Raw genomic sequence first — 23397 nt, forward strand, 5'->3', positions numbered from 1 at the left:
CGCGCGGCGGCCGCGTCGAGCAGCGATTCCGCCAGCGCCTGCGCGCCGGTGAGGGAATGGAAGAACGAAGGCGAGTCGGTGTCGAACAGCAGCAGGTGCTGTGCGCCGCGTGCGACCGGCGAGAGCGGGCTGTCGGTCAACGCGAGCACGGCGGCGCCCTGGCGGCGCGCCAGCGCCACTGCCTCGACGGTGCGGCGCGTGTAGGGCGCCTGGCTGATCGCCACCAGCAGGTCGCCAGGGGCGATCTGCAGGGCGTGGTCGGCCAGCGTGCCACCGAGGTCGTTCATCAGCGTGCCGTTGGCCTTCAGCAGGCCCCAGCCGTAGTGCAGGTGGAAGGCAAGCCCGTGGCACACGCGCAGGCCGAGAAAGAACACCCGGGAAGCGTGCAGCAGGGCATCCGCGGCGGCTTCGATCGTGCCATCGCCGTTGCGCGCCGCCACCGAGGCGACGTTGGCCTGCTGCGCGCCGTTGAGCGCGTCGAGCCGATCTCGCGCGGCGGCTCCCGAACGCTGCCGGGCACGTGCACGTTCGGCATATGCCGATGGCGCGGCCTGCGCCGCGAGCCGGCGTCGGGCCGGCTGCCGAAGTGCCTCGTAGCCGTCGAAGCCGAGCCGCTGCGCAAGCCGCGTCATCGTCGCCGGGCTGACGCCGGCCTGGCGCGCGGCGCTGCGCATCGAGTGCAATGCGATCGTCGCCTCATGGCCCTGCAGCCAGCGCGCAGCGCGCTGCTGTTCCGGGCTCAGTTCGTCGAAGCGCCGGCCGATCAGCTGCGAGAGGGTGGTGGCGGACATGCAAGCACGAGGGCATGGCACAGAAAGCGTTCGAGTGTTTCAGCAGCGCCGTACTGAGTCAAGTGTTGCAAACACACCGGTCGGCCCGAATGGCACGGTGCGAGAATGCTCCTCGACCAGCAGGAGACGGCGATGGGCAGCATCTACGACCAGCATCTCGACAGGAACCCCGCCAACTTCGCGGCGCTCAGCCCGGTCAGCTTCGTCGAGCGCAGCGCCGAGGTGTTCGGTGATCTGCCGGCGGTGATCCACGGTGCGCGGCGCTGCGACTGGCGCACGCTGCGAGACCGGTCGGCACGGCTGGCAGCCGCCTTGCGCGCGCTGGGCGTGGTACGCGGCACGACGGTGACGACGATGCTGCCGAACACACCGGAGATGGTCGAGGCGCACTACGCGATCCCGGCGCTGAACGCGGTGATCAACACGCTGAACACTCGGCTGGATGCGCCGCTGCTGGCCTGGCAGATGAACCACTGCGAAACGGCCGTGGTGATCACCGACCGCGAGTTCGCCCCGCTGATGGGCGAGGCGCTGCGCCTGCTGAAGGCCGAGCACGGCCGCTCGCCGGTCGTCATCGACGTCTGCGACAGCGAGTACGGCGGCACCGGCGAGCGCCTCGGCGCGCACGAGTACGAGGCGCTGCTGGCGGCGCACGAGCCGCTGGCGAGACTGGACGGTCCGGCCGACGAGTGGGATGCGATTGCCGTGAGCTACACCTCCGGCACCACCGGCGACCCCAAGGGTGTGGTGACGCACCACCGCGGCGCCTACCTCAACGCGGTGTGCAACGCGGCCACCTGGACCATGCCGCACTTCCCCACCTACCTGTGGACGCTGCCGATGTTCCACTGCAACGGCTGGTGCTTCCCCTGGACGGTGGCGATGCTCGGCGGCACGCATGTGTGCCTGCGCCGCGTCGAGGCGCCGGCCATCCTGGCGGCAATGCGCGAGCACGGTGTCGACCACTACTGCGCGGCGCCGATCGTGCACAACCTGATCATCGCCGCGCCCGATGAGATGCGTGCCGGCATCCGGCAGAAGGTGCGCGGCATGGTCGCCGGCGCGGCGCCGCCGGCGGCGATGATCGAAGGCATGGCCCGGCTCGGCTTCGACATCACCCATGTCTATGGTCTCACCGAGGTCTACGGCCCGGCGGCGGTGGCAGTCAAGCGTGACAGTTGGGCCACCGAGAGCCTGTCCGAGCAGACCCGCCTGAACGGCCGCCAGGGTGTGCGCTACATGCTGCAGGAAGGCATGACGGTGCTGGACCCGGAAACGCTGCGCGAGACGCTGGCCGACGGATCGACCATGGGCGAGATCATGTTCCGCGGCAACATCGTCATGAAGGGCTACCTGAAGAACCCGGCGTCCACCGACAAGGCTTTCGAGGGAGGCTGGTTCCACACCGGCGACCTGGCGGTGATGGAGCCGGACCGCTACGTGAAGATCAAGGACCGCAGCAAGGACATCATCATCAGCGGCGGCGAGAACATCAGCTCGATCGAGGTCGAGGATGCGCTGTACCGCCACGCCGCGGTGATGGCCTGCGCGGTGGTCGCCAAGCCGCACGACAAGTGGGGCGAGACGCCGCTGGCCTTCGTCGAGCTCAAGCCCGGCGCCAGCGTCACGGCCGAAGAGCTGATCGCGCACTGCAAGGGCCTTCTCGCCGGCTACAAGGTGCCGCGCGAGATCCGCTTCGAGGCCATCCCCAAGACCTCGACGGGCAAGATCCAGAAGTTCCAGCTGCGCGAGCGGGCGAAGAGTGCGTCCGCGATCGGATGAGGAGAGCGAGATGACGAGCAACGAGGCTCTGGTGTTGCGCGAGACCGATGAACGCGGCGTGGTGCGGCTGACGCTGAACCGGCCGAACGCCTTCAATTCGCTGTCGGAAGGCATGCTTGCCGCGCTGCTGGACGAACTGGAGGCGATCGCCAAGGACGAGCGTGCCCGCGTGGTCGTGCTCGGTGCCGCCGGCCGCGCCTTCTGCGCCGGGCATGACCTGAAGGAGATGCGCGCCGAGCCCTCGCTGGACTACTACCAGACGCTGTTCGCGCAATGCACGCAGGTGATGCTCGCGGTGCAGAAGCTGCCGGTGCCGGTGATCGCGCGCGTGCATGGCATCGCCACGGCCGCAGGCTGCCAGCTGGTCGCGATGTGCGACCTGGCAGTGGCGGCGCGCGATGCACGCTTCGCGGTCAGCGGCGTCAACCTCGGCCTGTTCTGCTCGACACCCAGCGTCGCGCTGTCGCGCAACCTGTCGCGCAAGGCGGCCTTCGAGATGCTCGTCACCGGCGGGTTCATCTCGGCCGAGGAGGCGATGGCCAAGGGCCTGGTGAATCGCGTGGCCGAGCCTGACCAGCTCGACGCGGCGGTGGAGACGCTCGTCGCGGCCATCGTCGCCAAGCCGCGCGTGGCGCTGGCGATGGGCAAGGCGCTGTTCTACCGCCAGCTCGAGAAGGGCATCGCGGCCGCCTACGACGACGCCGGCCAGACCATGGCCTGCAACATGATGGACGAGAGCGCGCTGGAAGGCGTGCAGGCCTTCATCGACAAGCGTCCGCCGAACTGGGGCACGCCGCGCGGATGAGGCGCGCGCTGCTCGTTCTGGCGGCGCTGGTCGGCCTGTGCAGCGGCGCGTGCCTGCACGCCGCCGAACCCGCCTGGCCCGAAGCGCTGCTGCAGGAGGCTCGGCAGATCGTCGCCGAGGCGGCCGACGACGGGCTCGATCCGGCCGACTACCGCGACCTGCCGCCGCCCGAGGCCATGCGGCGCTACCTGAGCCATCTGCATCTCGGGCGTGTGCGTGCGAAGGAGCTCGGCTTTCGTGTCGGCGCGTCGACCGATGACGAGATCGACGGCGTTCTGCAGGCGGCCGTGGCCGAGGGCCGGCTGCAGCCGGCCGTGGAGCGCCTGACGCCACCGCTCGCACAGTACCGGCAGTTGCGCGAGGCGCTCGCCCGCTACCGAGGCCTCGGCCGCCTCGCACCGCCATGGTCGGCCTTGCCTCCGTTGAGGAAGAAGCTGGTTGCGGGCGACGCCTATGCCGGCATCGCCGGCCTGCGCGAGCGACTCGTCGCCTTCGGCGACCTTCCCGCCGACGCGGTGAACGCAGCCGAGCGCTACGACGACGTCCTCGCCGCCGCAGTGCAGCGCTTCCAGCAACGCCACGGCCTCGACACCGATGGCACGATCGGCCGCGCCACGCTCGCGGCGCTGAACGTGCCACCGAGTGCGCGTGTGCGCCAGATCGAACTGGCGATGGAGCGCCTGCGCTGGCTGCCGCACCGCAGCGGCCGGCCGTTCATCGCCATCAACATCCCGATGTTCCGGCTCTGGGCCTGGGATGCCGGTGCGCCAGAGGGCACACCGGCGCTTGGCATGGGCGTGATCGTCGGGCGCGCGCTGCGCACGCAGACGCCGGTGTTCGCCGACGAGATGACGCACCTGATCTTCCGGCCGTACTGGAACGTGCCGCGCTCGATCCTGCGCAATGAGGTGCTGCCGGCCGCCGAGCGCGACCCCACCTACCTCGCGCGTCACGACATGGAACTGGTCGGCGGGCAGGGCGACGATGCGAGGCCGGTGGCCGCCACGACGGAGAACCTCGAGGCCGCGCGCGCCGGCGCGCTGCGCATCCGGCAGCGGCCGGGGCCGAAGAACTCGCTCGGCCTGGTCAAGTTCATCTTTCCCAACGACGACAACGTCTACCTGCACGGCACGCCGGCGCGCGCACTGTTCTCGCGCAGCCGCCGCGACTTCAGCCACGGCTGCGTGCGGCTGGAGAACCCGCCGGCACTGGCGCAGTGGCTGCTGAAGGACCAGCCGGCGTGGACGCTGGAGCGCATCGAGGCAGCCATGAACGGCACGAGCTCGCAGCAGGTCAACCTGAGCGCGCCGGTGCCGGTGATCCTGTACTACGTGACCGCGGCAGTGATGCCCGAGGACGGCACGCTGCATTTCGCCGACGACATCTACGGCCACGACGCCGCGCTGGAGCGTTCGCTGAAGCGACGCCGCTCGAACTGAGCGGGCAGGGCGCTTACCAGGCGCGCACGCGCCCGGTGTCCACGTGGACGAAGTTCGACCCCGGATAGAAGCCGACGCCGCCGCGGCCCAGCGACAGCGCGGCGTTGCGCAGCGAAGCCAGAGGCACATCGGCCAGGCGGATGTCGATCGCCTGGCCGCTCATGTGCAGGCTCTTCGTCGCCACGCCGTTGCTGCGCTCGTGCAGCATGCGGTTGGTGGCCGGCGACCGGTAGCCGGAGATGATCTCGAAGGGGCGCTCGCTGCGTGTCTGCAGGCGCAGCGCGTGCAGCAGATCGAGCAGCGCCGGATCGATGGTGCCGACGTCACCGGTGCGGAAGTCGCGCAGCACGCGATTGACCGCGCCGAGCGCGTCGGGCAGGTAGCTGCCGCTACTGAAGTACTCGACCTCGAGCCGCTCGCCGGTGTGCAGGTGACTGAAGGTGAGCATCCGTGGCTCGGCGCTGCGCGCCTTCGCAGTCAGCGGTGCGGCGGCCAGGGCTGCCACGAAGTGACGTCGGGTCAAGGTCGACATGCCCCCGAGTGTATCGACGCCCTTCGGCGACATGGTGTGATTGTGTGAACGACTTGACGTCCGGCAAGCCGGCTGAAACACGCTGCCGGCACTTTGCGCAAGACTTCGCACAGGAACAAGACCGATGATGGACGATCAGGCCTTTCGCCGGCTCGTCGCGGCCTACGAGCACGACAGCCGCGGCGACCCGCAGCGCTTCGCGAAGACCACCGCCGCGATGGCGGTGTTCGGCTACGCCACCATCCTGCTGCTGCTGGCCGCGTCGGCCTGGGGTCTGCTCTGGGGCGTGCAGCAACTGATCCACGGCCGCGTGCAGGGCTGGAAGATCATGCTGGTGATCGCCTGCGCCTCGTTGCTGTTCTCGCTGTTGCGTGCGCTGTGGATGCGGCCGGTGGCACCGGAAGGCATTCCGGTCGATGCGGCGCAGGCGCCGCGCCTGTTCGAGCTCATCGAGAAGGTTCGCCAGCGCACTGGCGCGCCGCGCCCCGACCGCGTGCTGATCGACGGCGACCTCAACGCCGCCGTGTGGCAGCAACCGCGCCTGGGGCTGCTCGGCTGGCATCAGAACCATCTCGTCGTCGGACTGCCGCTGATGCTCGGCCTGTCGACGAAGCAGTTCGGCGCCGTCATCGCCCACGAATTCGGCCACCTGCGCGGCGCCCACGGCAAGCTCGGCCAGTGGATCTACCGCACGCGGCGCAGCTGGTACATGCTGGCCGAGGCGCGCGAGCGTTCCGGCCTGGGCGGCAACGTCGCCGACCTGGCACTGGCCTTCTTCTTCCGCCACTTCTTCCCGCGCTTCAACGCACGCGCCTTCGTGCTGTCGCGCCAGCAGGAGTTCGAGGCCGACCGCGCAGCGCACCGCATCGTCGGCGCGCGCCCGGCGGCCGAAGGGCTGCAGGCGATCGAGGTGCAGGCACGCTTCCTCAACGACGAGTTCTGGCCCGAGCTGTGGCGGCGCGCCGCGACCTCGCCGTCGCCGGCGAGCGAGCAGCCCTACCGCGCGCTGCACCGGGCGATGCCGGAGAGCCTGCGCCATCCGAAGGCGCGCGTCTGGCTGAACGACGGCCTGAAGCGACTGCCCGACAGCAGCGACACGCACCCGTCGCTGCGCGATCGCCTCGCCTTCGCCGAGGTCAAGCCCGGCCTGCCGGGGCCGGCGGCACCGAGTGCCGCTGAGGCGTTGCTCGGGGACGGACTGGACGACTGGATCCGCCGCATCGACGAACGCTGGCGCGAGGAGGCCGCGCTGGCCTGGAACGAGCGCCACCGCCACGCCAACGGCCAGCGCCACATGATCGATGAACTCGAACGTGAGGCCGCCACCGGCCCGATCGATGCCGACGATCACCTGCTGTGGTCACGCGCCGCACGGCTGCTCGACGGCGAGGAGGCCGGCGAGCAGGTGCTGCGAAGGCTGATCGCCGATCGGCCGGACAACCTGGCCGCGCGCTACGAGCTGGGCATGCTGCTGGTCGAAGAAGCCGATGCGGCGCGCAGCGACGAGGGCGCCGAGCTGCTGCGCGGCGTGGCCGAGGCGGGCAACAACCCCTGGGCCTACAGCGCGGCGGCGCGACGCGAAGCCTGGCTGGAGGCGCGCGAGCGCTTCGACGCGCTGAAGACCTGGCGCACGCTGCTGCGCCAGCGCGACGGCGAGGCCGCGGCGGCGATGGAGGCGCTGCACCGATTCGATGGCGAACTGCAGTTCGAGCGCGCGGCTCTCAGCCGGCGCGTGCTGCGCTCGCTGCAGGATCTGCTGCGCAGCGAACGCGCCGCCGGCCGTGCCTGGGTCATCCGCAAGAGCGATCCGGCGGCGCCGGGCTGGCGCTTCTGCCTGGTGGTGATCGAGCGTGCCCGCGGCATCGGCCAGCCGGATGCACTGACGTGGTGGGCCGAGTTGCGCGAGCGCATCGAGCTGCCGTGCCCCTTCATGGTCATCGACCTGGCGCACCCCTTCTGGCGCGACGGCGCGCAGAAGAAGCTGGTCACGCGGATGCTCGCCGTGCCCGACGCGCAGATCTACACCGCGCGCCGCTGAGCAACGGGACGACTACATCCCGGCATAGTTCGGCCCGCCGCCGCCTTCGGGCGTGACCCAGACAATGTTCTGCGTCGGGTCCTTGATGTCGCAGGTCTTGCAGTGCACGCAGTTCTGCGCGTTGATCTGCAGGCGATCACTGCCGTCGTCGTTCTTGACGAACTCGTAGACGCCGGCCGGGCAGTAGCGGCTTTCGGGGCCGGCGTAGGTCGCCAGGTTGATGGCCACCGGCACCTCGCTCTTGCGCAGCGTCAGGTGCGCCGGCTGGTTCTCTTCATGGTTGGTGTTGCTGATGAACACCGAGCTGAGGCGGTCGAAGGTCAGCTTGCCGTCGGGCTTCGGGTAGGCGATCTGCGCGCACTCGGCGGCCGGCTTCAGGTAGGTGTGGTCGGCGGCCGTGCGGTGCAGCGTCCAGGGCGGTGCCTTGAAGCCGAGCTTCGGCAGCAGCCATTGTTCGATGCCGGTCATCAGCGTGGCCGTCGTGCGGCCCTTCTTGAACCACTGCTTGAAGTTGCGCGCGCGGTCGAGTTCCGAGAACAGCCAGCTTTCCTCGAAGGCCTTCGGGTAGTCGCTCAGTTCGTCGTGCTGGCGGCCGGACTTGATGGCGGCAAAGGCAGCTTCCGCCGCCAGCATGCCCGTCTTGATCGCCGCATGGCTGCCCTTGATGCGGCTGGCATTCAGGTAGCCGGCATCACAGCCGACCAGCGCGCCACCCTTGAACACCGTCTTCGGCAGGCTGAGGATGCCGCCGGCGGTGATGGCGCGTGCGCCGTAGCCGATGCGCTTGCCGCCTTCGAGATACTTGCGGATCTCCGGGTGCGTCTTCCAGCGCTGGAACTCCTCGAAGGGGCTCAGCCAGGGGTTCGCATAGTCGAGGCCGACAACGAAGCCGAGCGCGACCTTGTTGTCCTCGGCGTGGTACAGGAACGAACCGCCATAGGTGTCCGACTCCAGCGGCCAGCCGGCGGTGTGGATGACGAGGCCGGGCTGGTGCTTGGCCGGGTCGATCTCCCACAGCTCCTTCAGGCCGATACCGTAGCTCTGCGGGTCGCGGCCGGCATCCAGCCTGAAGCGCTCGATCAGCTGCTTGCCGAGGTGGCCGCGCGCGCCTTCCGCGAAGATCGTGTACTTGGCATGCAGCTCCATGCCGATCTGGAAGCCGTCGTGCGGCTGCCCGTCCTTGCCGACACCCAGGTTTCCGGTGGCCACACCCTTGACCGAGCCGTCGTCGTTGTAGAGCACCTCGCCGGCGGCGAAGCCGGGGAAGATCTCCACGCCCAGCGCCTCGGCCTGCTGGCCCAGCCAGCGCACCACATTGCCCAGGCTGACGATGTAGTTGCCGTGGTTCTTGAAGCAGTCGGGCAGCAGGACGTCGGGCGTCGCCTTCGCGCCGGTCTCGCTGAGGAAGAGGAACTGGTCGGCCGTGACCTCCTGCTTCAGCGGCGCGTCCATCTCGTTCCACTTCGGGAACAGTTCGGTCAGCGCCTGCGGGTCCATGATCGCGCCGGACAGGATGTGCGCGCCGGGCTCCGATCCCTTCTCGAGCACCACCACCGAGACCTCGCCGCCTTCCAGCGCGGCAAGCTGCTTGAGGCGGATCGCGGTGGCCAGCCCGGCGGGCCCGCCACCGACGATCACCACGTCGTATTCCATCGCTTCGCGCGGGCCAAATTGTTCGAGGATCTCTTGCGGGCTCATCGGGGTTCCTGGAGGTCGCTGATGGTCAGGCTGCGCGCGATTCTACGGGTTGGGAGGGCAAAAAAGCACGATCGTTCGATTCGTTGGACGCAGCTCTCGAAGTCGCCGTGGCGACACCCGCTGCGCCACGTTTCGATGCGGGACCTGCGTGCTATCGTCTCCGGCGAAGTTCGCATCACGATGGAGTCCGCATGAGCTACAGCATCGATCTTTCCGGCCGCGTGGCCTTCGTCACCGGCGCCTCCAGCGGCCTGGGCACGCAGTTCGCCAAGACGCTGGCGCAGGCCGGCTGCGCGGTGGTGCTGGCGAGCCGCCGCATCGAGCGGCTGAAGACGCTGCGTGCCGAGATCGAGGCGGCCGGCGGCGACGCGCACGTGGTGGCGCTGGACGTCACCGACTGCGACAGCATCAAGGCGGCCGTGGCACACGCCGAGACCGAGATGGGCACGATCGACATCCTGATCAACAACTCCGGCGTCAGCACCACGCAGAAGCTGGTCGACGTGACGGAAGAGGACTACGACTTCGTCTTCGATACCAACACCAAGGGCGCCTTCTTCGTCGCGCAGGAGGTCGGCAAGCGCATGCTGGCGCGTGCCAAGGGCGCGGCACCGGGCACCTTCACCGGCGGTCGCATCGTCAACGTGGCCTCGATGGCGGGCCTGCGCGTGCTCGGCCAGATCGGCGTGTACTGCATGAGCAAGGCCGCGGTCATCCACATGACCCGCGCGATGGCGCTGGAGTGGGGCCGCTTCGGCATCAACGTCAACGCGATCTGCCCCGGCTACATCGACACCGAGATCAACCACCACCACTGGCAGACCGAGCAGGGCAAGAAGCTGATCGACATGCTGCCGCGCAAGCGTGTTGGCCAGCCGCAGGACCTGGACTCGGTGCTGATGATGCTGGTGGCCAACCAGAGCCACTTCATCAACGGCGCGGTGATCCAGGCGGACGACGGCTTCGCGGTTTGATCGACGACAGGACATGCGGCCGCTGACCTTGCTCGAGACCCGCGTGCTCGGCGTGCTGGTCGAAAAGCAGCACACCGTGCCGGACAGCTATCCGCTGTCGCTGAACACGCTGACGCTGGGCTGCAACCAGAAGACGGCGCGCGACCCGGTGCTCAATGCCACCGAGTCGGAGGTGCAGGGCGCGCTGGATTCGCTGCGCGCGCTCAGCCTGGTGTTCGAAAGCAGCGGCTCGCGCGTGGCGCGCTATGAGCACAACATGGGCCGTGCGATCGGTCTGCCGTCGCAATCGGTGGCGCTGCTGGCGGTGCTGATGCTGCGCGGCCCGCAGACCAGCGCCGAGCTGCGCGGCAACTGCGAGCGCCTGCACCGCTTCGCCGACATCTCCTCGGTCGAGGCCTTCCTCGACGAACTGGCCGACCGGTCCGAAGAGAAGGGCGGCGCGTTGGTGGTCAAGCTGCCGCGCGCGCCGGGTGCACGCGAGTCGCGCTGGGCACAGTTGATCGCCGGGCCGATCGACATCTCGGCCATGCCCGTCGCCACGGCCGGCGAAGACATCGTCGCCAGCAGCGAGATCGCCGCGCTGAAGCTGCGCCAGGATGCGCTGCAGGCTGAAGTCAACGAACTGCGCGCGCTGGTCGAGCGGCTCTACGCCGAACTCGGCGTCGGCAAGGCCTGAACGCGACCATGACGCTGCGACTGGTCCTGCCCGAGCAGAAGAAGCTCACCAATGAAATGGTGATCCCCATCCGCTGGGGCGACATGGACGCGATGGGCCATGTCAACAACACCATCTACTTCCGCTACTTCGAGACCATCCGCATCGCCTGGTTCGACAGCATCGGCTGCCGGCCCGATCCGCAGGGCGAAGGGCCGGTGATCGTCAACGCGTTCTGCAGCTTCATCCGCCAGCTCGAATACCCGGGCGAGGTGCTGGCGCGGCACTACGTCGCCAACGCCGGCCGCACCAGCTTCGACACCTACATGACGCTGGAACGCACCGACCAGCCCGGCGTGATCTGCACCGAGGGCGGTGCGCGTTGCGTGTGGGTCGACTTCCCGAAGCAGAAGTCGACCGCGCTGCCGGACTGGATCCGAGCGCTGGTCGCCTGAATCAGGCCGGCAGGCGCGACAGGATGGCGTTCATCTCGTCGCGGCTGAAGGTGCGCAGCGTCTGCGTGCGGACATTGCCCTGCATGCCGATGGCCAGGCCGAAGGCGGTGATGGCCTGGTCGTCGGGTGCCTCGAACTGGCAGACCAGGTCATAGGCGCCGAGCGTCCACTGGATGCTCTTGACGGTGACGCCCGACTTGCGGGCCGCGGCCTCGACGGCCTCGGCGCGATGCGTCGTCTCCTTGATGTTGCGGATGCCCTGATCGGTGAAGCTGCCGAGCACGGTGTACAGAGCCATGAGGTTCTCCTCGATTGGCCCCGCAGACGCAGTCGCGTCAGGTCCCTCTCGGGCCGGGCCACGCCGGAGCCTGTTCGTGGTCTGCTTCAAGCATAGGAGCCGACCTGTGGCTTTCAAGCCGGCCAAACCATGCCTCAGGCGCGCAGCAGCTTCTGCACCAGTTCCGGCGTCGTGGCCGCGCGGTGCTTCTTCATCAGCCGGGCGCGGTAGACGTCCACCGTGCGCGGGCTGATCGCCAGGCGTTTGCCAATCAGCTTGCTGGTCAGGCCCTCGATCAGCAGCGCGGCGATCTCGCGTTCGCGTGGTGTCAGGTCGACGGCGAGGCGGCGCCGCGCCGACAGATCCTCGAACACCCAGATGCCGGCGGCGTGCGGCTGCGCCGGGTCGAGCGCGCGGCCGGAGACGTGGCACCAGAACAGCTCGCCGCGCTGCGCTCCATCGGCACGTTTCATGACCCGTTCGTCGCTGTACCAGCCCTGGCGGTCCAGGCTCGCCGCGATGCGTTCGCCGGTGCGCTCGAACTCGTCGTGCGTCGGGTAGAGCACCTCGAAGCTCTGACCGATCAACTGTTCGCGGTCCGCGCCGAACATCTCCAGAACCTGCCGGTTGCAGTCGACCATCAGCCGGTGGCGCGACAGCACCATGCCGACCGGCGCGAGGTCGAAGGCGGTGCGGTAGTCGAGTGCCGGCGGGTGCGGGCTGTCCATGCGGTGATTCTTCGGAGGCCGATCCTTAATCAATTCTACGTAACGACTACGTAATGCCATACGTAGTACGCTCGCGCGGCTTGATTCCGACTCCAGGAGACGATTCGATGAACAAGGTGTACCCGAGCGCGGCCAAGGCGCTCGAAGGCATCGTGCACGACGGGCAGTTGCTCGCCGTGGGCGGCTTCGGCCTGTGCGGCATTCCCGAAGCGCTGATCGCCGCGCTGCGCGACTCGAAGGCGAAGAACCTGACGGTGATCTCGAACAACGCCGGCGTCGACGGCTTCGGCCTCGGCCAGCTGCTCGAGACGCGGCAGATCAAGAAGATGATCTCGAGCTACGTCGGCGAGAACAAGGAGTTCGAGCGCCAGTACCTGGCCGGCGAACTCGAACTCGAGTTCACCCCGCAAGGCACGCTGGCCGAGAAGCTGCGCGCCGGCGGCGCCGGCATCCCGGCTTTCTTCACGCGCACCGGCGTCGGCACCATGGTCGCCGAAGGCAAGGAGACGCGCGAGTTCGACGGCCACGTCTACGTGATGGAGCGATCGCTGGCGCCCGACGTGTCGCTGGTCAAGGCCTGGAAGGCCGACAAGAGCGGCAACCTGATCTTTCGCCGCACGGCGCGCAACTTCAACCCGGCAGTGGCGATGGCCGGCCGCATCACGGTGGTCGAGGTCGAGCAGATCGTCGAGACCGGCACTTTCGATCCGGATGCGGTGCATCTGCCCGGCATCTACGTGCACCGCCTGGTGCTCAACGCCACGCCCGAGAAGCGAATCGAGAAGCGCACGATCACCGAACGCGTGCCCGCGAAGGAAGGAATCTGACCATGGCCTGGACCCACGACCAGATGGCTGCCCGCGCGGCCAAGGAACTCGCCGACGGCTTCTATGTGAACCTCGGCATCGGCCTGCCCACGCTGGTGGCCAACTTCGTCGATCCGAACATCGAGGTCTGGCTGCAGAGCGAAAACGGCATGCTCGGCATCGGCCCGTTCCCGACCGAGGATGAGGTCGATGCCGACCTGATCAACGCCGGCAAGCAGACGGTGACGACGATCCCCGGCTCGAGCATCTTCGGCAGCCACGACAGCTTCGCGATGATCCGCGGCGGCAAGGTCAACCTGTCGATCCTCGGCGCCATGCAGGTCAGCGAGAAGGGCGACCTGGCCAACTGGATGATCCCCGGCAAGATGGTCAAGGGCATGGGTGGTGCCATGGACCTGGTGGCCGGCGTGAAGAGCGTGGTCGTGCTGATGGAGCACGTCGCCAAGAAGAAGGACGGCACGATCGACCTGAAGATCCTGCCGCAATGCACGCTGCCGCTGACCGGGCTGGGCGTGGTCGACCGCATCATCACCGACCTGTGCGTGCTCGACGTGACGCCGCACGGGCTGAAGATCGTCGAACTCGCCCCGGGCGTCACTCGCGAGGAAGTCCAGGCCAAGACGGGCGTGACGCTGCAGTAGGGCGGCTCAGCCTCTGTCCTTCAGGGCACGCGCCGCCTCGGTGACCAGTGGCGGGCCGCCGTAGATGAAGCCGGTGTAGATCTGCACGAGGTCGGCACCGGCTTCACGCTTGGCGACCGCATCGGCACCGCTCATCACGCCGCCGACGCCGATGATCGGGTAGGCGCTGCCCAGTTCGGCGCGCAGCAGACGGATCACGCGGTTGCTCGCCTCGAACACCGGCGCACCCGACAGGCCGCCGGTCTCTGCGCCGTTGCGCAGGTGCTTGACCGCGTCGCGCGCGATCGTCGTGTTGGTGGCGATCACGCCGTCGATGCCATTCTTCTTCAGTGTGGCCGCGATCACGTTGACCTGGTCCTCGTCCAGGTCGGGCGCGATCTTCACGAAGATCGGCACGTTGCGGCCATGCTCTCGTTGCAGTTCCGCCCTGCGCTCCTGCACCGCGCAGAGCAGCGCATCGAGCGCCGCGTCGCTCTGCAGTTCGCGCAGGTTCTTGGTGTTCGGACTGGAGATGTTGACGGTCACGTAGTCGGCGTGCGGATAGACGCCGCTCAGGCCGATCAGGTAGTCGTCGACGGCGCGTTCGATCGGCGTGGCCGCGTTCTTGCCGATGTTCAGGCCGAGGATGCCGCCCTTGGCGCGGAAGCTCGCCTGCTTCACGTTCGCGAGGAAGACATCGAGCCCCTGGTTGTTGAAGCCGAGCCGGTTGATCAGCGCCTTCGCCTCCGGCAGGCGGAACATGCGTGGCTTCGGGTTGCCCGGCTGCGGTTTCGGCGTGACCGTGCCCACCTCGACGAAGCCGAAGCCCATTGCGCCCAGGCCGTCGATGCAGCGGCCGTTCTTGTCGAGCCCGGCGGCCAGGCCGATGCGGTTGGGAAAGCGCAGGCCTGCCACCGTCACCGGATCGTCGACACGCGGCTGCGCGATCGTGCAGACCAGCGGCGTGTGCTGGATGCGCGCCAGCGCGGCCAGCGTCAGGTCGTGCGCGTCCTCCGGGTCGAGTCCGAACAGGAAGGGGCGGGCGAGGGCGTAGGGAACGAGGGCCATGCGGTGCGTCTTGGATAATCGCCGGATTGTCTCAAACCGACCCGCACCGACCGCCCACCCCATGACCCAGGACGAACTCAAGGCCCTCGTCGGCCAGGCCGCGCTGGCCTACGTGCAACCCGGCAGCATCGTCGGCGTCGGCACCGGCTCGACGGTGAACTGCTTCATCGACGCGCTCGCCACGATGAAGGACCGCATTGCCGGCGCCGTCTCCAGCAGCGAGAAGAGCACGCAGCGCCTGCAGGCCCATGGCATCACCGTGCTCGACAGCAACAGCGTCGAGCGCATTCCGGTCTACATCGACGGCGCCGACGAGATCGACCACGGCGGGAACATGATCAAGGGCGGCGGCGCCGCGCTGACGCGCGAGAAGATCGTCGCCGACCTCGCCGAGCGCTTCGTCTGCATCGCCGACGAGTCCAAGCTGGTCACCACGCTGGGCCGCTTCCCGCTGCCGGTGGAGGTGATCCCGATGGCCACCTCGCAGGTCGCGCGGCGCTTCGCGGCGCTGGGCGCCGAGGCGGTGCTGCGCGAAGGCGTGGTGACCGACAACGGAGGCTGCATCCTCGACGTCAAGGGCCTGGCCATCACCGACCCGCTGGCGATGGAGCAGGAGGCCAACCAGTGGCCGGGCGTGATCAGCGTGGGCATCTTTGCGCGGCATCGTGCACGCGTCTGTCTGCTCGGTACGGCGCAGGGCGTGAAGACGCTCAGTTTCTGAACAGGCCGCGGCGCGCGGCGTCGAAAAGCGCGTAACCTCGCGGCTTGGGCGCCACGAGGCGAGCATCACTCCGGGAAGGACCTTACGCATGGCGAAGCCAAACTATTCGTACGAGAAGCGCCAGCGCGAGCTGGCCAAGAAGAAGAAGAAGGAAGAGAAGGCCCGTGAGAAGGCCGACCGCAAGACCGGCGGCGCACCCGGCGAGGACGAGTCCCCGCAGGCTCAAGGCGAAGCGGTCACGCCGTCCGAGCCGGCGCCGGGATCGAACTGAACGACTTGCGCCGCGCCCGCGCTGTGAAGCGCGCGGGATCGACGGCGTCCATCAGGCTCGCCTCCACCGGCGAGGGTGCAGCGGTGACCCAGGCCGCCAGCAGGCGCGCCCCCAGTGCCGACATGCCGATGCCGCGCGAGCCCAGCGCGGTGAACATGAACAGTCCCTCCCGTCGCGGCACGAAGCGCGGCTGATCGGCGGAGCCCACAGCGGGTGAACTTTCGTCCGGTGCGCCGCCAATGACGGGCAGTCGATCGCCTGCCGTGCAGCGCCAGCCAACGCGCCCCGCGAGGTCTTCCGCGCGCAAGGCGGGTGCCTGGCCCAACAACGCGGCAAGGCGGTCGATGTTGAGGCGGTGGTCCGCCTGCCGCACCGATCCATCGGCATCGTCAGCTTGGGCGGTCGCGCCGAAGACGGCCTGCTGGCCGCCGACTGCGGGCAGCAGGTAACCCGAGCCGGTGACTGGCAGGCGTGGCAGCGGCAGCGCGGCCGCCGGCCCGATGCTGACCTGGCCGCGGATCGATTCGATCGGCCAGTCAGGCGCACCGAGCAGCCGCATCGCGCCAGCACCATTGGCGAGCACCACCGTGCGTGACGAGGCGAGCACGGTGCCGCGTGCATCCACCGCCTGCCAGACCTCGCCGTCACGTTGCAGACGCTCGACGACGGCTCCGCCCTGCCACGAGGCAAGCGCACCCGCGCGACGCAGGTACCACGCTGACAGGGCACGTGGCGAAAGCCAACCGCCGGCGGGATAGAACCATGCCGGGCTCGTCAGCAGCAGCCCGGCGCGCCGCGAGGCCTCGGCCGCATCGAGCGCCTCGACATACGAGGCGGGCAGCCCGAGCCGCCGCAGCGATGCGGCCATCGCTGCGGCATCGCCGGCCTCGCGCTCCAGGCGCAGCAGGCCGTCGACGGCGCCGGGCACGCCGGACAAGATCGCCTCGCTCGCCACCGGCGCGAACGCGAGCGCGGCGGCGCGGTGCCAGCGCGCGTGCAGGCCATCGTCGCGCGTCACGATGCCGTGGAAGATCCCGCCCGGGTTGCCTGAGGCCTCGCAGGCCGGTTCCGAGTGACGCTCTATCACCGTGCTGCGCCAGCCCTGTTCGGCCAACGCCCAGGCGGCGGCACAGCCGGCCAGCCCACCGCCGATCACCAAGGCGTGATGATCGACCTCCCGTTCCCGTGGGCGGCCCGGCGGGGCAGAGCGTCGCGTCACCGGTGGCACGAAGTGCGCCAGGGTGATGTCGCGCTTGCCACCGTGCCCCGGTGCCTTGTGCACCTCGAATCCGGCCGACTGCAGGCCCTCGCGAACGGCGCTGGCTGCCGACCAGGTTGCCGCCGTGCCCCCGGGCGCTGCCAGCCGCGCAAGCGACTTGAACAGCCGCGGCTCCCACATGCGCGGATTGCGATCCGGCGCGAAGCCGTCGAGGAAGAACGCATCGATGCGCGCCACCCATTCGGGCAGCCAGTCGGCCACGTCGCCGAAGGCGAGTTGCAGCCAGACCCGGTCATCGTCGAAGCGCAGCGTGTGCAGGCCCGGCGTGAGCGCCGGCCACTGCCGTGCGAGTTGATCGGCGAGTGGCTGAATCTCGGCGTCGCGCGGCCAGGCGAGCAGGTCCTCCACCCGAGGCGGGTGCAGTTCCACCGACAGGAAGTGCAGCCGCTCGCAGCGCTTCTCGTCACGGCGCCAGGCCGCCCAAGCGGCGAGGAAGTTGTTCCCCAGTCCGAAGCCGGTCTCCGCGATCACGAAGCGCTCACGGCCCGCCCAGCGCCGCGGCAGACCGCTTCCACCGAGAAAGACATGCCTCGCCTGCTCGAGCGCGCCGGCACGCGGGTGGTAGCGATCGCCGTAGTGCACAGCGAAGGGCAGGCCATCGGCGCCGGGTTCGATCTGCGCGGCGACGATGGGCGCGGTCTTCATCGCCGCGCGGCCAGCCACTCGAGCAGGCGATCACGCGCGCTCGTGAGGCCGCGGTAGGCGAGCACGGCTTCGCTCATGCTGGCCAGCGCGGCATGGACCGTCTCGGCCTGCGCGGGCGTGGCCACCGCGTTCGCCAGTGGCCGGCTCTCGACGTGGATGGTGAAGATCGCCTGCCGCGCTTCGGGCAACGGGATGAAGGTCTGCCGCTCGGTGCGGAAGTTGGCCATGGCGGCGAGTGCGTCGGCATCCGCGTCGGCGGGCCAGCGCGGTGGCGGCACGCGGCGCGGGTGCATGTCCAGCCGCGGCTCGGGCGTGATCGTCCAGACGAAGCGCTCCCAGCGCTGCGTGCCGGTGACCAGCCGCGCGAGGTGGTCGCTGGCGGTGAGCAGCAGGCGGTTGTCGGCCACCGGCGCGTGCACCTCTGCGAAGTGGCGGCCGACCTTGTCCTGCGGCGCCCAGTGCGAGGGCAGGCACACCGCCAGCCAGGGGATGCGCGCGGTCGCGCCGTCGATTACCGCGAAGTCCTCGGCGAAGGCCAGGCTGAGCAGGCCCGGCAGGCGCCAGCGCGGCGGCAGCGCGGCAAGGCAGGCGCCGATCTCGGGCGGGCCGTCGCCCCGCACGGTGTCGGCGTCGAGCGACCAACCGAGCAGTGGTGCCTCCCAGGCGAACTCTTCGATGCGACGCCAGGCCTGCGGCTGCTCGGCGGCGGCTTGCTCGCAGAGGCGTCGAAGCGCCGGTGCGGCGTCGAAGCCTTCGGCCTCGACCAGCGCCTGCTCGGCATGGCGCGCGAGCACGATCAGCTTCTCGGCCAGCGCGCGGTCGCCGGGGCGGTTCGGCGTCAGCTGCGTGGCATCGTCGGCCAGCGCGCGCAGCCCGGGCTGCATGCGAAACGGGGCGGTGACGGCAGTGAAGTCGAACGGCATGGTCCGCAATGATGCCGAAGAAAATGAAACGGGCGCCCGCAGGCGCCCGTGCTCGCATCGGCCGGCTGGTCTCAGACGCGCTTGCGGTACTCGTGCGTGCGGGTGTCGATCTCGATCTTGTCGCCGTTCTCGACGAACAGCGGCACCGCGATCTCGAAGCCGGTGGCGATCTTGGCGGGCTTCATGACCTTGCCCGAGGTGTCGCCCTTGACGGCCGGCTCGGTGGTCACTTCGCGCACCACGGAGGTCGGCAGTTCGACCGAGATGGCCTTGCCGTCGTAGAACACCACCTCGACGGTCATGCCGTCTTCCAGGTAGCTGATCGCGTCACCCATGTTCTCGGCCTCGACCTCGAACTGGTTGTACTCGGTGTCCATGAAGACGTACATCGGATCGGCGAAGTAGGAGTAGGTGCACTCCTTCTTGTCCAGCACGATCTGGTCCATCTTGTCGTCGGCCTTGAAGACGACTTCCGTGCCCGAGTTGTTCAGCAGGCTCTTGAGCTTCATGCGCACCGTGGCGGCGTTGCGGCCACCGCGGCTGTATTCGGTCTTGAGCACGACCATCGGGTCCTTGCCCTGCATGATGACGTTGCCGGCGCGGATTTCCTGTGCGATCTTCATGGTGACTTCCGGTGTTGCGGGTGCCTGGTCAGTACGGACGCACGGAGTGGTCCGGGCACCTGGGGTGTCGCCGCGAGAGTCCCCCGCAGGCGCAAAGCCCGCAATTCTAGCGCCTTTCGCGGGCGAAGCCGAGCAGTTGGGAGCCGAGATCGGGCTGCGCGGCCAGCGTCGTGCGCCAGTTCTCGCAGTGTCGGCGCCAGGAGTCGGGTTCGGGCCAGCGCAACGCAGCGCCCAAGCCGTTCCAGCCACGCCACAGCGCGCGCAGGTCGCCGGCGAAGCCCGCTTCGGCACCGTCTAGAAATACGTCAAGGAAGGCCTCGAGCTTGGCCTCGTGTGCGCCGTCGGACTGCGGGTAGACGTGCCAGACGAACGGTGCGCCGGCCCACTGCGCGCGAACGAACGAGTCTTCGCCGCGCACGAAGTTCAGATTGCAGGACCACAGCAGGTGGTCGTAGTCGAGCTGCGTGAGATGGGGCATTTCGATGACCCGCAGCGCAGAGTGCGCCTGGCCTTCGTGGCGCAGACCACGCATCTGCATCGTGGCCGCACCGGGCGTGGCGAGAAGCAGCGTCGGCTGCTGCGCGAGCGAGTCGACGAGCGCCGGCAGCGTCGCGTTGTCGTAGCAGAAGAGGCTGACGACCCGCTCACCGGCGTGCAGGCGGATCGCGTGCCGCGCCCGCCAGTCGTTCGCATCGAACAGCTCGCGCCGTGCCAGCAGCCCGGGTTCACGCAGCAGGCTGCCGGTGCGCGACGTGAAGCCCGGGTAGAAGAACCACTTCGTCAGGCCGGCGCCCGGGCCATGCGACTGCGGCGAACGCAGACCATGGCTGCGCTCGACATAAGACTCGGCGCTGAGGTACTCGAGGTTGATCCAGCAGGGTGCCGCGGCGCACTCTGCCATGCGCGCGATGAAGGCTGCCGGCGGATCGCAGCCGAAAGCCTCGACCACGACATCCCCTGGCTGGCTGTCCCCGTTAGCGGCAACGTCCCAGGCGCGGACCTCGACGCCCGCCGCACCATGCGGGGCCATCCAGGCCAGCGCCGACGCATCGTCGACCCACAGCCGCAACCGCTCGCCGCGCGCCGCCAGGTCCGCCGCCAGTCGCCAGCACACACCGATGTCGCCGTGGTTGTCGATCACGCGGCAGAAGATGTCCCAGAGCATGGCGGCGGATTATCCGGCTCGATAATCCGCGCCGATGCAAGCGACGACGACCGATGACCCCCCCGGCGACGAGGCCCGCTCGCGGCTGCTCGACGAGGTTGCCGCGCTGCCCGGCCTGCCCGGCGTGTACCGCTACTTCGATGCGCAGGGCGCGGTGCTCTACGTGGGCAAGGCGCGCGATCTGAAGAAGCGTGTCTCGAGCTACTTCCAGAAGGATCACGGCGGCACGCGCATCGGCCACATGGTCGGCAAGATCGCGCGGCTCGAGACCACGGTGGTGCGCTCGGAGGCCGAGGCGCTGCTGCTCGAGAACAACCTGATCAAGGCACTCGCGCCGCGCTACAACATCCTGTTCCGCGACGACAAGAGCTACCCGTACCTGAAGATCGTCTCGGGCACCTTCCCGCGCATCGCCTACTACCGCGGCGCGGTCGACCAGAAGCACCGCTACTTCGGGCCGTACCCGAGCGCCTGGGCGGTGAAGGAGTCGATCCAGATGCTGCAGAAGGTGTTCCGCCTGCGCACTTGCGAGGACACCGTCTTCGCCAACCGCACGCGGCCCTGCCTGCTCTACCAGATCAAGCGCTGCTCCGGCCCCTGCGTGAAGTTGATCGACGCGAGCGACTACGCGCGCGACGTGAGCAACGCCGAGCGCTTCCTGCTCGGCGGCGAGCAGGAGGTGATGGGCGCGCTGCAGGCGCAGATGATGGCCCACGCCGATGCGTTGCAGTTCGAGAAGGCGGCGGAGATCCGCGACCAGCTCGGTGCGCTGTCGCGCGTGCTGCACCGCCAGTCGGTCGAGGACAACAGCGCGATGACCACCAAGGATGCCGACATCCTCGCCGTGCGCGTCGAGGGCGGCAAGGCCTGCGTCAACCTGGCGATGGTGCGCGGCGGCCGCCACCTCGGCGACCGGCCGTACTTCCCCGCACACGTCGAGGAGGGCACCGTGCTCGCGGGCGAGGAGGGCGAGTGGGGTGGCGAACAAGGCGAGCGCCCGCTGCCGGAAGTGCAGGTGCTCGAGGCCTTCATCGCCCAGCACTACCTCGACGCACCGGTGCCGCCCCTTCTGGTGCTCAGCCATGCGGTCGGCAAGGCGCTGATCGAGGCGCTCTCCGCGCAGTCGGGCATCCGTGTCAGCGCGCAACACCAGCCGCGCGAGGCCCGCCGTGCCTGGCTGGACATGTGCATCCAGGGCGCTCAGCTCAAGCTTGCGCAACTGCTGGCGGAAGAGGGCTCGCAACAGGCGCGTACGCGCGCGCTGGTCGAGGCGCTCGACCTGGCGGTGGAGAACCTCGACACCTTTCGCATCGAGTGTTTCGACATCAGCCACACCGCCGGCGAAGCAACGCAGGCATCGTGCGTGGTGTTCGAGAACCACCGCATGCGCAACGCCGAGTACCGCCGCTACAACATCGAGGGCATCACCGGCGGCGACGACTATGCCGCCATGCGCCAGGTGCTGACGCGGCGCTACGCCAAGCTGGCCGAGGCAGCCAGCGCCGGTACGGCGAAGCTGCCCGACCTCGTGCTGGTCGACGGCGGCCGCGGTCAGGTGGCGATGGCGCGCGGGGTGTTCGAGGAACTCGGCCTGGATCTCGGCCTGATCGTCGGCGTCGAGAAAGGCGAAGGGCGCAAGGTCGGCCTGGAGGAACTGGTGTTCGCCGACGGCCGGCCGAAGGTCTACCTCGGGCGCGACTCGGCGGCGCTGATGCTGGTCGCGCAGATCCGCGACGAGGCGCACCGCTTCGCGATCACCGGCATGCGTGCGCGCCGTGCAAGTGTTCGCACCGGAGGCAGCCGGCTCGAGGAGATTCCCGGTGTTGGCCCGCGCAAGCGTGCGAGACTGCTGCAGCGCTTCGGTGGCGTGCGCGGCGTGGGGCAGGCGAGTGTCGACGACCTCGCCAGCGTGGACGGAATATCGCGAGAACTTGCAGAGGAGATCTATCGTGCGTTGCATTGATCCGAGAGCCGGCCTCTCGATGGCGGTCGTGGCCTTGGTGGCTGGCTGTTCGAGCCCACCGCCGCCCGCGCCACCCGCCGCGCCGGTGGCGCGCGCGCCGGCGCCGGCGGCGCCCGCAGCGAAACCACCGTCGGGCCGTGTGTCGATGGCCACCAGCGAGAAGGCTTACCGGCAGGACGGTGCACGCGCCATCTACGCGGCCTACCCGGACAGCATCTACAAGGGCAAGCTGCCGCCGCTGCTGCACGCGATCGCCGTTGTCGAGACCGAGATCGATGCGAACGGCAACGTTCGCGACGTGCGCATGCTGCGCGCGCCCAGCCATGCTCCGGACGTGACGGCGCGGGTGCGCGAGCTGATCCGCAAGGCCTCGCCGCTGCCGGCACCGGCGCGCCTGGGCACGGTCAAGTACACCGAGACCTGGCTGGTCGACAAGAGCGGCAAGTTCCAGCTCGACACGCTGACCGAAGGCCAGTTGTAGGTCTTCGGGCGTCCCAGACGGCGGCGTGAAGAACTTCGGCACAATCGGCCGATGTTCTTCAACCTGCCGACCCTGCTGACCTGGGCCCGCATCGTCGCGATCCCGCTGATCGTCGGCGTGTTCTACCTCGAGCTCGAGCCCGGGGCGCAGAACCTCATGGCCACCGTGCTGTTCATCGTCGTCGCGCTCACCGACTGGGCCGACGGCTACCTGGCACGCAAGCTGAACATGACCTCGTCGTTCGGCGCCTTCCTCGACCCGGTGGCCGACAAGTTCCTCGTCTGCGCCGCGCTGCTGGTGCTGGTGCACCTGAACCGGCTGCACGCACTGGTGGCGCTGGTCATCATCGGCCGCGAGATCGCGATCTCGGCGCTGCGCGAATGGATGGCGCAGATCGGCGCATCGCGCAGCGTCGCCGTGCACATGCTCGGCAAGCTCAAGACGGTCGTGCAGATGGTCGCCATCCCGTTCCTGCTGTTCGACGGACGCCTGTTCGGCCTGATCGACACGCACTGGTGGGGCACCGTGCTGATCCTCGTCGCCGCGGTGCTGACCATCTGGTCGATGGTCTATTACCTGCAGAAGGCGCTGCCCGAGATCCGCGCCAAGGCACGCTGACGGTGGCTCTCGACGAGCG

24 protein-coding genes are annotated in these 23397 nt (G+C 68.9%); 14 read left to right on the plus strand and 10 right to left on the minus strand.

Annotated elements, in window-relative coordinates; all coding sequences use genetic code 11:
* Positions 1-791: MurR/RpiR family transcriptional regulator (locus AAG801_RS16010; RefSeq protein WP_341889258.1), on the minus strand; the 791-nt coding region annotated here is incomplete at its 3' end.
* A 132-nt stretch (positions 792-923) separates the two neighbouring features.
* Between AAG801_RS16010 and AAG801_RS16015 the strand changes: the two genes are divergently transcribed.
* The 3 genes from AAG801_RS16015 to AAG801_RS16025 are packed head-to-tail and all read left to right on the plus strand — an operon-like array spanning position 924 to position 4817.
* A complete protein-coding gene (locus AAG801_RS16015) occupies positions 924-2573 on the plus strand; it encodes an acyl-CoA synthetase (RefSeq protein WP_341889287.1) in 1650 nt (549 codons plus the stop codon).
* A 10-nt stretch (positions 2574-2583) separates the two neighbouring features.
* A complete protein-coding gene (locus AAG801_RS16020; RefSeq protein WP_341889259.1) occupies positions 2584-3378 on the plus strand; it encodes an enoyl-CoA hydratase in 795 nt (264 codons plus the stop codon).
* The gene (locus AAG801_RS16025; RefSeq protein ID WP_341889260.1) at positions 3375-4817 is read left to right on the plus strand and encodes a L,D-transpeptidase family protein; all 1443 of its coding nucleotides are present in this window, start codon (positions 3375-3377) and stop codon (positions 4815-4817) included. The genes AAG801_RS16020 and AAG801_RS16025 overlap by 4 nt, the downstream gene beginning before the upstream one ends.
* 13 nt (positions 4818-4830) lie before the next feature.
* On the opposite strand, the gene AAG801_RS16030 is transcribed toward AAG801_RS16025, so the two are convergent.
* A complete protein-coding gene (locus AAG801_RS16030; protein ID WP_341889261.1) occupies positions 4831-5349 on the minus strand; it encodes a YcbK family protein in 519 nt (172 codons plus the stop codon).
* A 124-nt stretch (positions 5350-5473) separates the two neighbouring features.
* Between AAG801_RS16030 and AAG801_RS16035 the strand changes: the two genes are divergently transcribed.
* The gene (locus tag AAG801_RS16035) at positions 5474-7387 is read left to right on the plus strand and encodes a M48 family metallopeptidase (RefSeq protein WP_341889262.1); all 1914 of its coding nucleotides are present in this window, start codon (positions 5474-5476) and stop codon (positions 7385-7387) included.
* Between the two features lie 12 nt (positions 7388-7399).
* Here the strand turns inward: AAG801_RS16035 and AAG801_RS16040 are convergent, their stop codons facing one another.
* Positions 7400-9085, minus strand: a complete 1686-nt coding sequence (locus tag AAG801_RS16040) for an electron transfer flavoprotein-ubiquinone oxidoreductase (RefSeq protein WP_341889263.1) — start codon at positions 9083-9085, stop codon at positions 7400-7402.
* A 191-nt stretch (positions 9086-9276) separates the two neighbouring features.
* Between AAG801_RS16040 and AAG801_RS16045 the strand changes: the two genes are divergently transcribed.
* From AAG801_RS16045 to AAG801_RS16055, 3 genes are read left to right on the plus strand one after another with little or no spacing between them, the layout of a single operon-like run.
* On the plus strand, positions 9277-10059 hold the full coding sequence (locus tag AAG801_RS16045; protein ID WP_341889264.1) for an SDR family oxidoreductase: 783 nt from the start codon (positions 9277-9279) through the stop codon (positions 10057-10059).
* Positions 10060-10072: 13 nt separating this feature from the next.
* The gene (locus tag AAG801_RS16050; RefSeq protein WP_341889265.1) at positions 10073-10735 is read left to right on the plus strand and encodes a YceH family protein; all 663 of its coding nucleotides are present in this window, start codon (positions 10073-10075) and stop codon (positions 10733-10735) included.
* 14 nt (positions 10736-10749) lie between these two features.
* Positions 10750-11169: an acyl-CoA thioesterase gene (locus tag AAG801_RS16055; RefSeq protein WP_341889288.1), complete on the plus strand. Its 420-nt coding sequence runs from the start codon at positions 10750-10752 to the stop codon at positions 11167-11169.
* Between the two features lies 1 nt (position 11170).
* On the opposite strand, the gene AAG801_RS16060 is transcribed toward AAG801_RS16055, so the two are convergent.
* Both AAG801_RS16060 and AAG801_RS16065 read right to left on the minus strand, forming a co-directional pair.
* Entirely contained in the window at positions 11171-11467 is a 297-nt protein-coding gene (locus AAG801_RS16060; protein ID WP_341889266.1) for a GYD domain-containing protein, read from the minus strand.
* A 134-nt stretch (positions 11468-11601) separates the two neighbouring features.
* A complete protein-coding gene (locus tag AAG801_RS16065) occupies positions 11602-12174 on the minus strand; it encodes a LuxR C-terminal-related transcriptional regulator (protein ID WP_341889267.1) in 573 nt (190 codons plus the stop codon).
* 107 nt (positions 12175-12281) lie between these two features.
* Here AAG801_RS16065 and AAG801_RS16070 point away from each other — a divergent pair, with 107 nt between their 5' ends.
* Together AAG801_RS16070 and AAG801_RS16075 are read left to right on the plus strand one after the other, a co-directional pair.
* On the plus strand, positions 12282-13001 hold the full coding sequence (locus AAG801_RS16070) for a CoA transferase subunit A (RefSeq protein ID WP_341889268.1): 720 nt from the start codon (positions 12282-12284) through the stop codon (positions 12999-13001).
* Between the two features lie 2 nt (positions 13002-13003).
* Positions 13004-13642: a CoA transferase subunit B gene (locus AAG801_RS16075; RefSeq protein ID WP_341889269.1), complete on the plus strand. Its 639-nt coding sequence runs from the start codon at positions 13004-13006 to the stop codon at positions 13640-13642.
* A gap of 6 nt (positions 13643-13648) precedes the next feature.
* On the opposite strand, the gene AAG801_RS16080 is transcribed toward AAG801_RS16075, so the two are convergent.
* Complete coding sequence (locus tag AAG801_RS16080) at positions 13649-14689, minus strand: quinone-dependent dihydroorotate dehydrogenase (protein WP_341889270.1); 1041 nt, start codon at positions 14687-14689, stop codon at positions 13649-13651.
* A gap of 61 nt (positions 14690-14750) precedes the next feature.
* Between AAG801_RS16080 and rpiA the strand changes: the two genes are divergently transcribed.
* Positions 14751-15410 carry a ribose-5-phosphate isomerase RpiA gene (gene rpiA, locus AAG801_RS16085; protein ID WP_341889271.1) on the plus strand — a complete coding sequence of 220 codons (660 nt, stop codon included), beginning with the start codon at positions 14751-14753 and terminating at the stop codon, positions 15408-15410.
* Positions 15411-15498: 88 nt separating this feature from the next.
* Positions 15499-15681, plus strand: coding sequence for a hypothetical protein (locus AAG801_RS16090; protein WP_341889272.1), 183 nt, complete (start codon positions 15499-15501; stop codon positions 15679-15681).
* On the opposite strand, the gene mnmC is transcribed toward AAG801_RS16090, so the two are convergent.
* The 4 genes from mnmC to earP all read right to left on the minus strand — a co-directional run bounded on the left by mnmC (position 15647) and on the right by earP (position 20316).
* The gene (gene mnmC / locus AAG801_RS16095) at positions 15647-17605 is read right to left on the minus strand and encodes a bifunctional tRNA (5-methylaminomethyl-2-thiouridine)(34)-methyltransferase MnmD/FAD-dependent 5-carboxymethylaminomethyl-2-thiouridine(34) oxidoreductase MnmC (RefSeq protein WP_341889273.1); all 1959 of its coding nucleotides are present in this window, start codon (positions 17603-17605) and stop codon (positions 15647-15649) included. The two genes, AAG801_RS16090 and mnmC, sit on opposite strands and share 35 nt — an antisense overlap.
* Positions 17602-18528, minus strand: coding sequence for a heme-dependent oxidative N-demethylase subunit alpha family protein (locus AAG801_RS16100; protein ID WP_341889274.1), 927 nt, complete (start codon positions 18526-18528; stop codon positions 17602-17604). Before AAG801_RS16100 ends, mnmC begins: the two co-directional genes overlap by 4 nt.
* Before the next feature lie 71 nt (positions 18529-18599).
* On the minus strand, positions 18600-19151 hold the full coding sequence (gene efp / locus AAG801_RS16105; protein WP_209386430.1) for an elongation factor P: 552 nt from the start codon (positions 19149-19151) through the stop codon (positions 18600-18602).
* A 106-nt stretch (positions 19152-19257) separates the two neighbouring features.
* Positions 19258-20316 (minus strand): elongation factor P maturation arginine rhamnosyltransferase EarP, encoded by a 1059-nt coding sequence (gene earP, locus AAG801_RS16110; RefSeq protein WP_341889275.1) that lies wholly within the window; start codon positions 20314-20316, stop codon positions 19258-19260.
* A 34-nt stretch (positions 20317-20350) separates the two neighbouring features.
* On the opposite strand from earP, the gene uvrC reads away from it, so the two are divergent.
* Genes uvrC through pgsA form a run of 3 tightly spaced genes read left to right on the plus strand, consistent with a single transcriptional unit; the run spans position 20351 to position 23378 of the window.
* Positions 20351-22279 (plus strand): excinuclease ABC subunit UvrC, encoded by a 1929-nt coding sequence (gene uvrC / locus AAG801_RS16115; RefSeq protein ID WP_341889276.1) that lies wholly within the window; start codon positions 20351-20353, stop codon positions 22277-22279.
* Between the two features lie 19 nt (positions 22280-22298).
* The gene (locus tag AAG801_RS16120; RefSeq protein WP_341889277.1) at positions 22299-22760 is read left to right on the plus strand and encodes a hypothetical protein; all 462 of its coding nucleotides are present in this window, start codon (positions 22299-22301) and stop codon (positions 22758-22760) included.
* Positions 22761-22811: 51 nt separating this feature from the next.
* The gene (gene pgsA, locus AAG801_RS16125; RefSeq protein WP_341889278.1) at positions 22812-23378 is read left to right on the plus strand and encodes a CDP-diacylglycerol--glycerol-3-phosphate 3-phosphatidyltransferase; all 567 of its coding nucleotides are present in this window, start codon (positions 22812-22814) and stop codon (positions 23376-23378) included.
* Positions 23379-23397 lie beyond the last annotated feature (19 nt).

Source organism: Variovorax sp. YR752 (assembly GCF_943372545.1).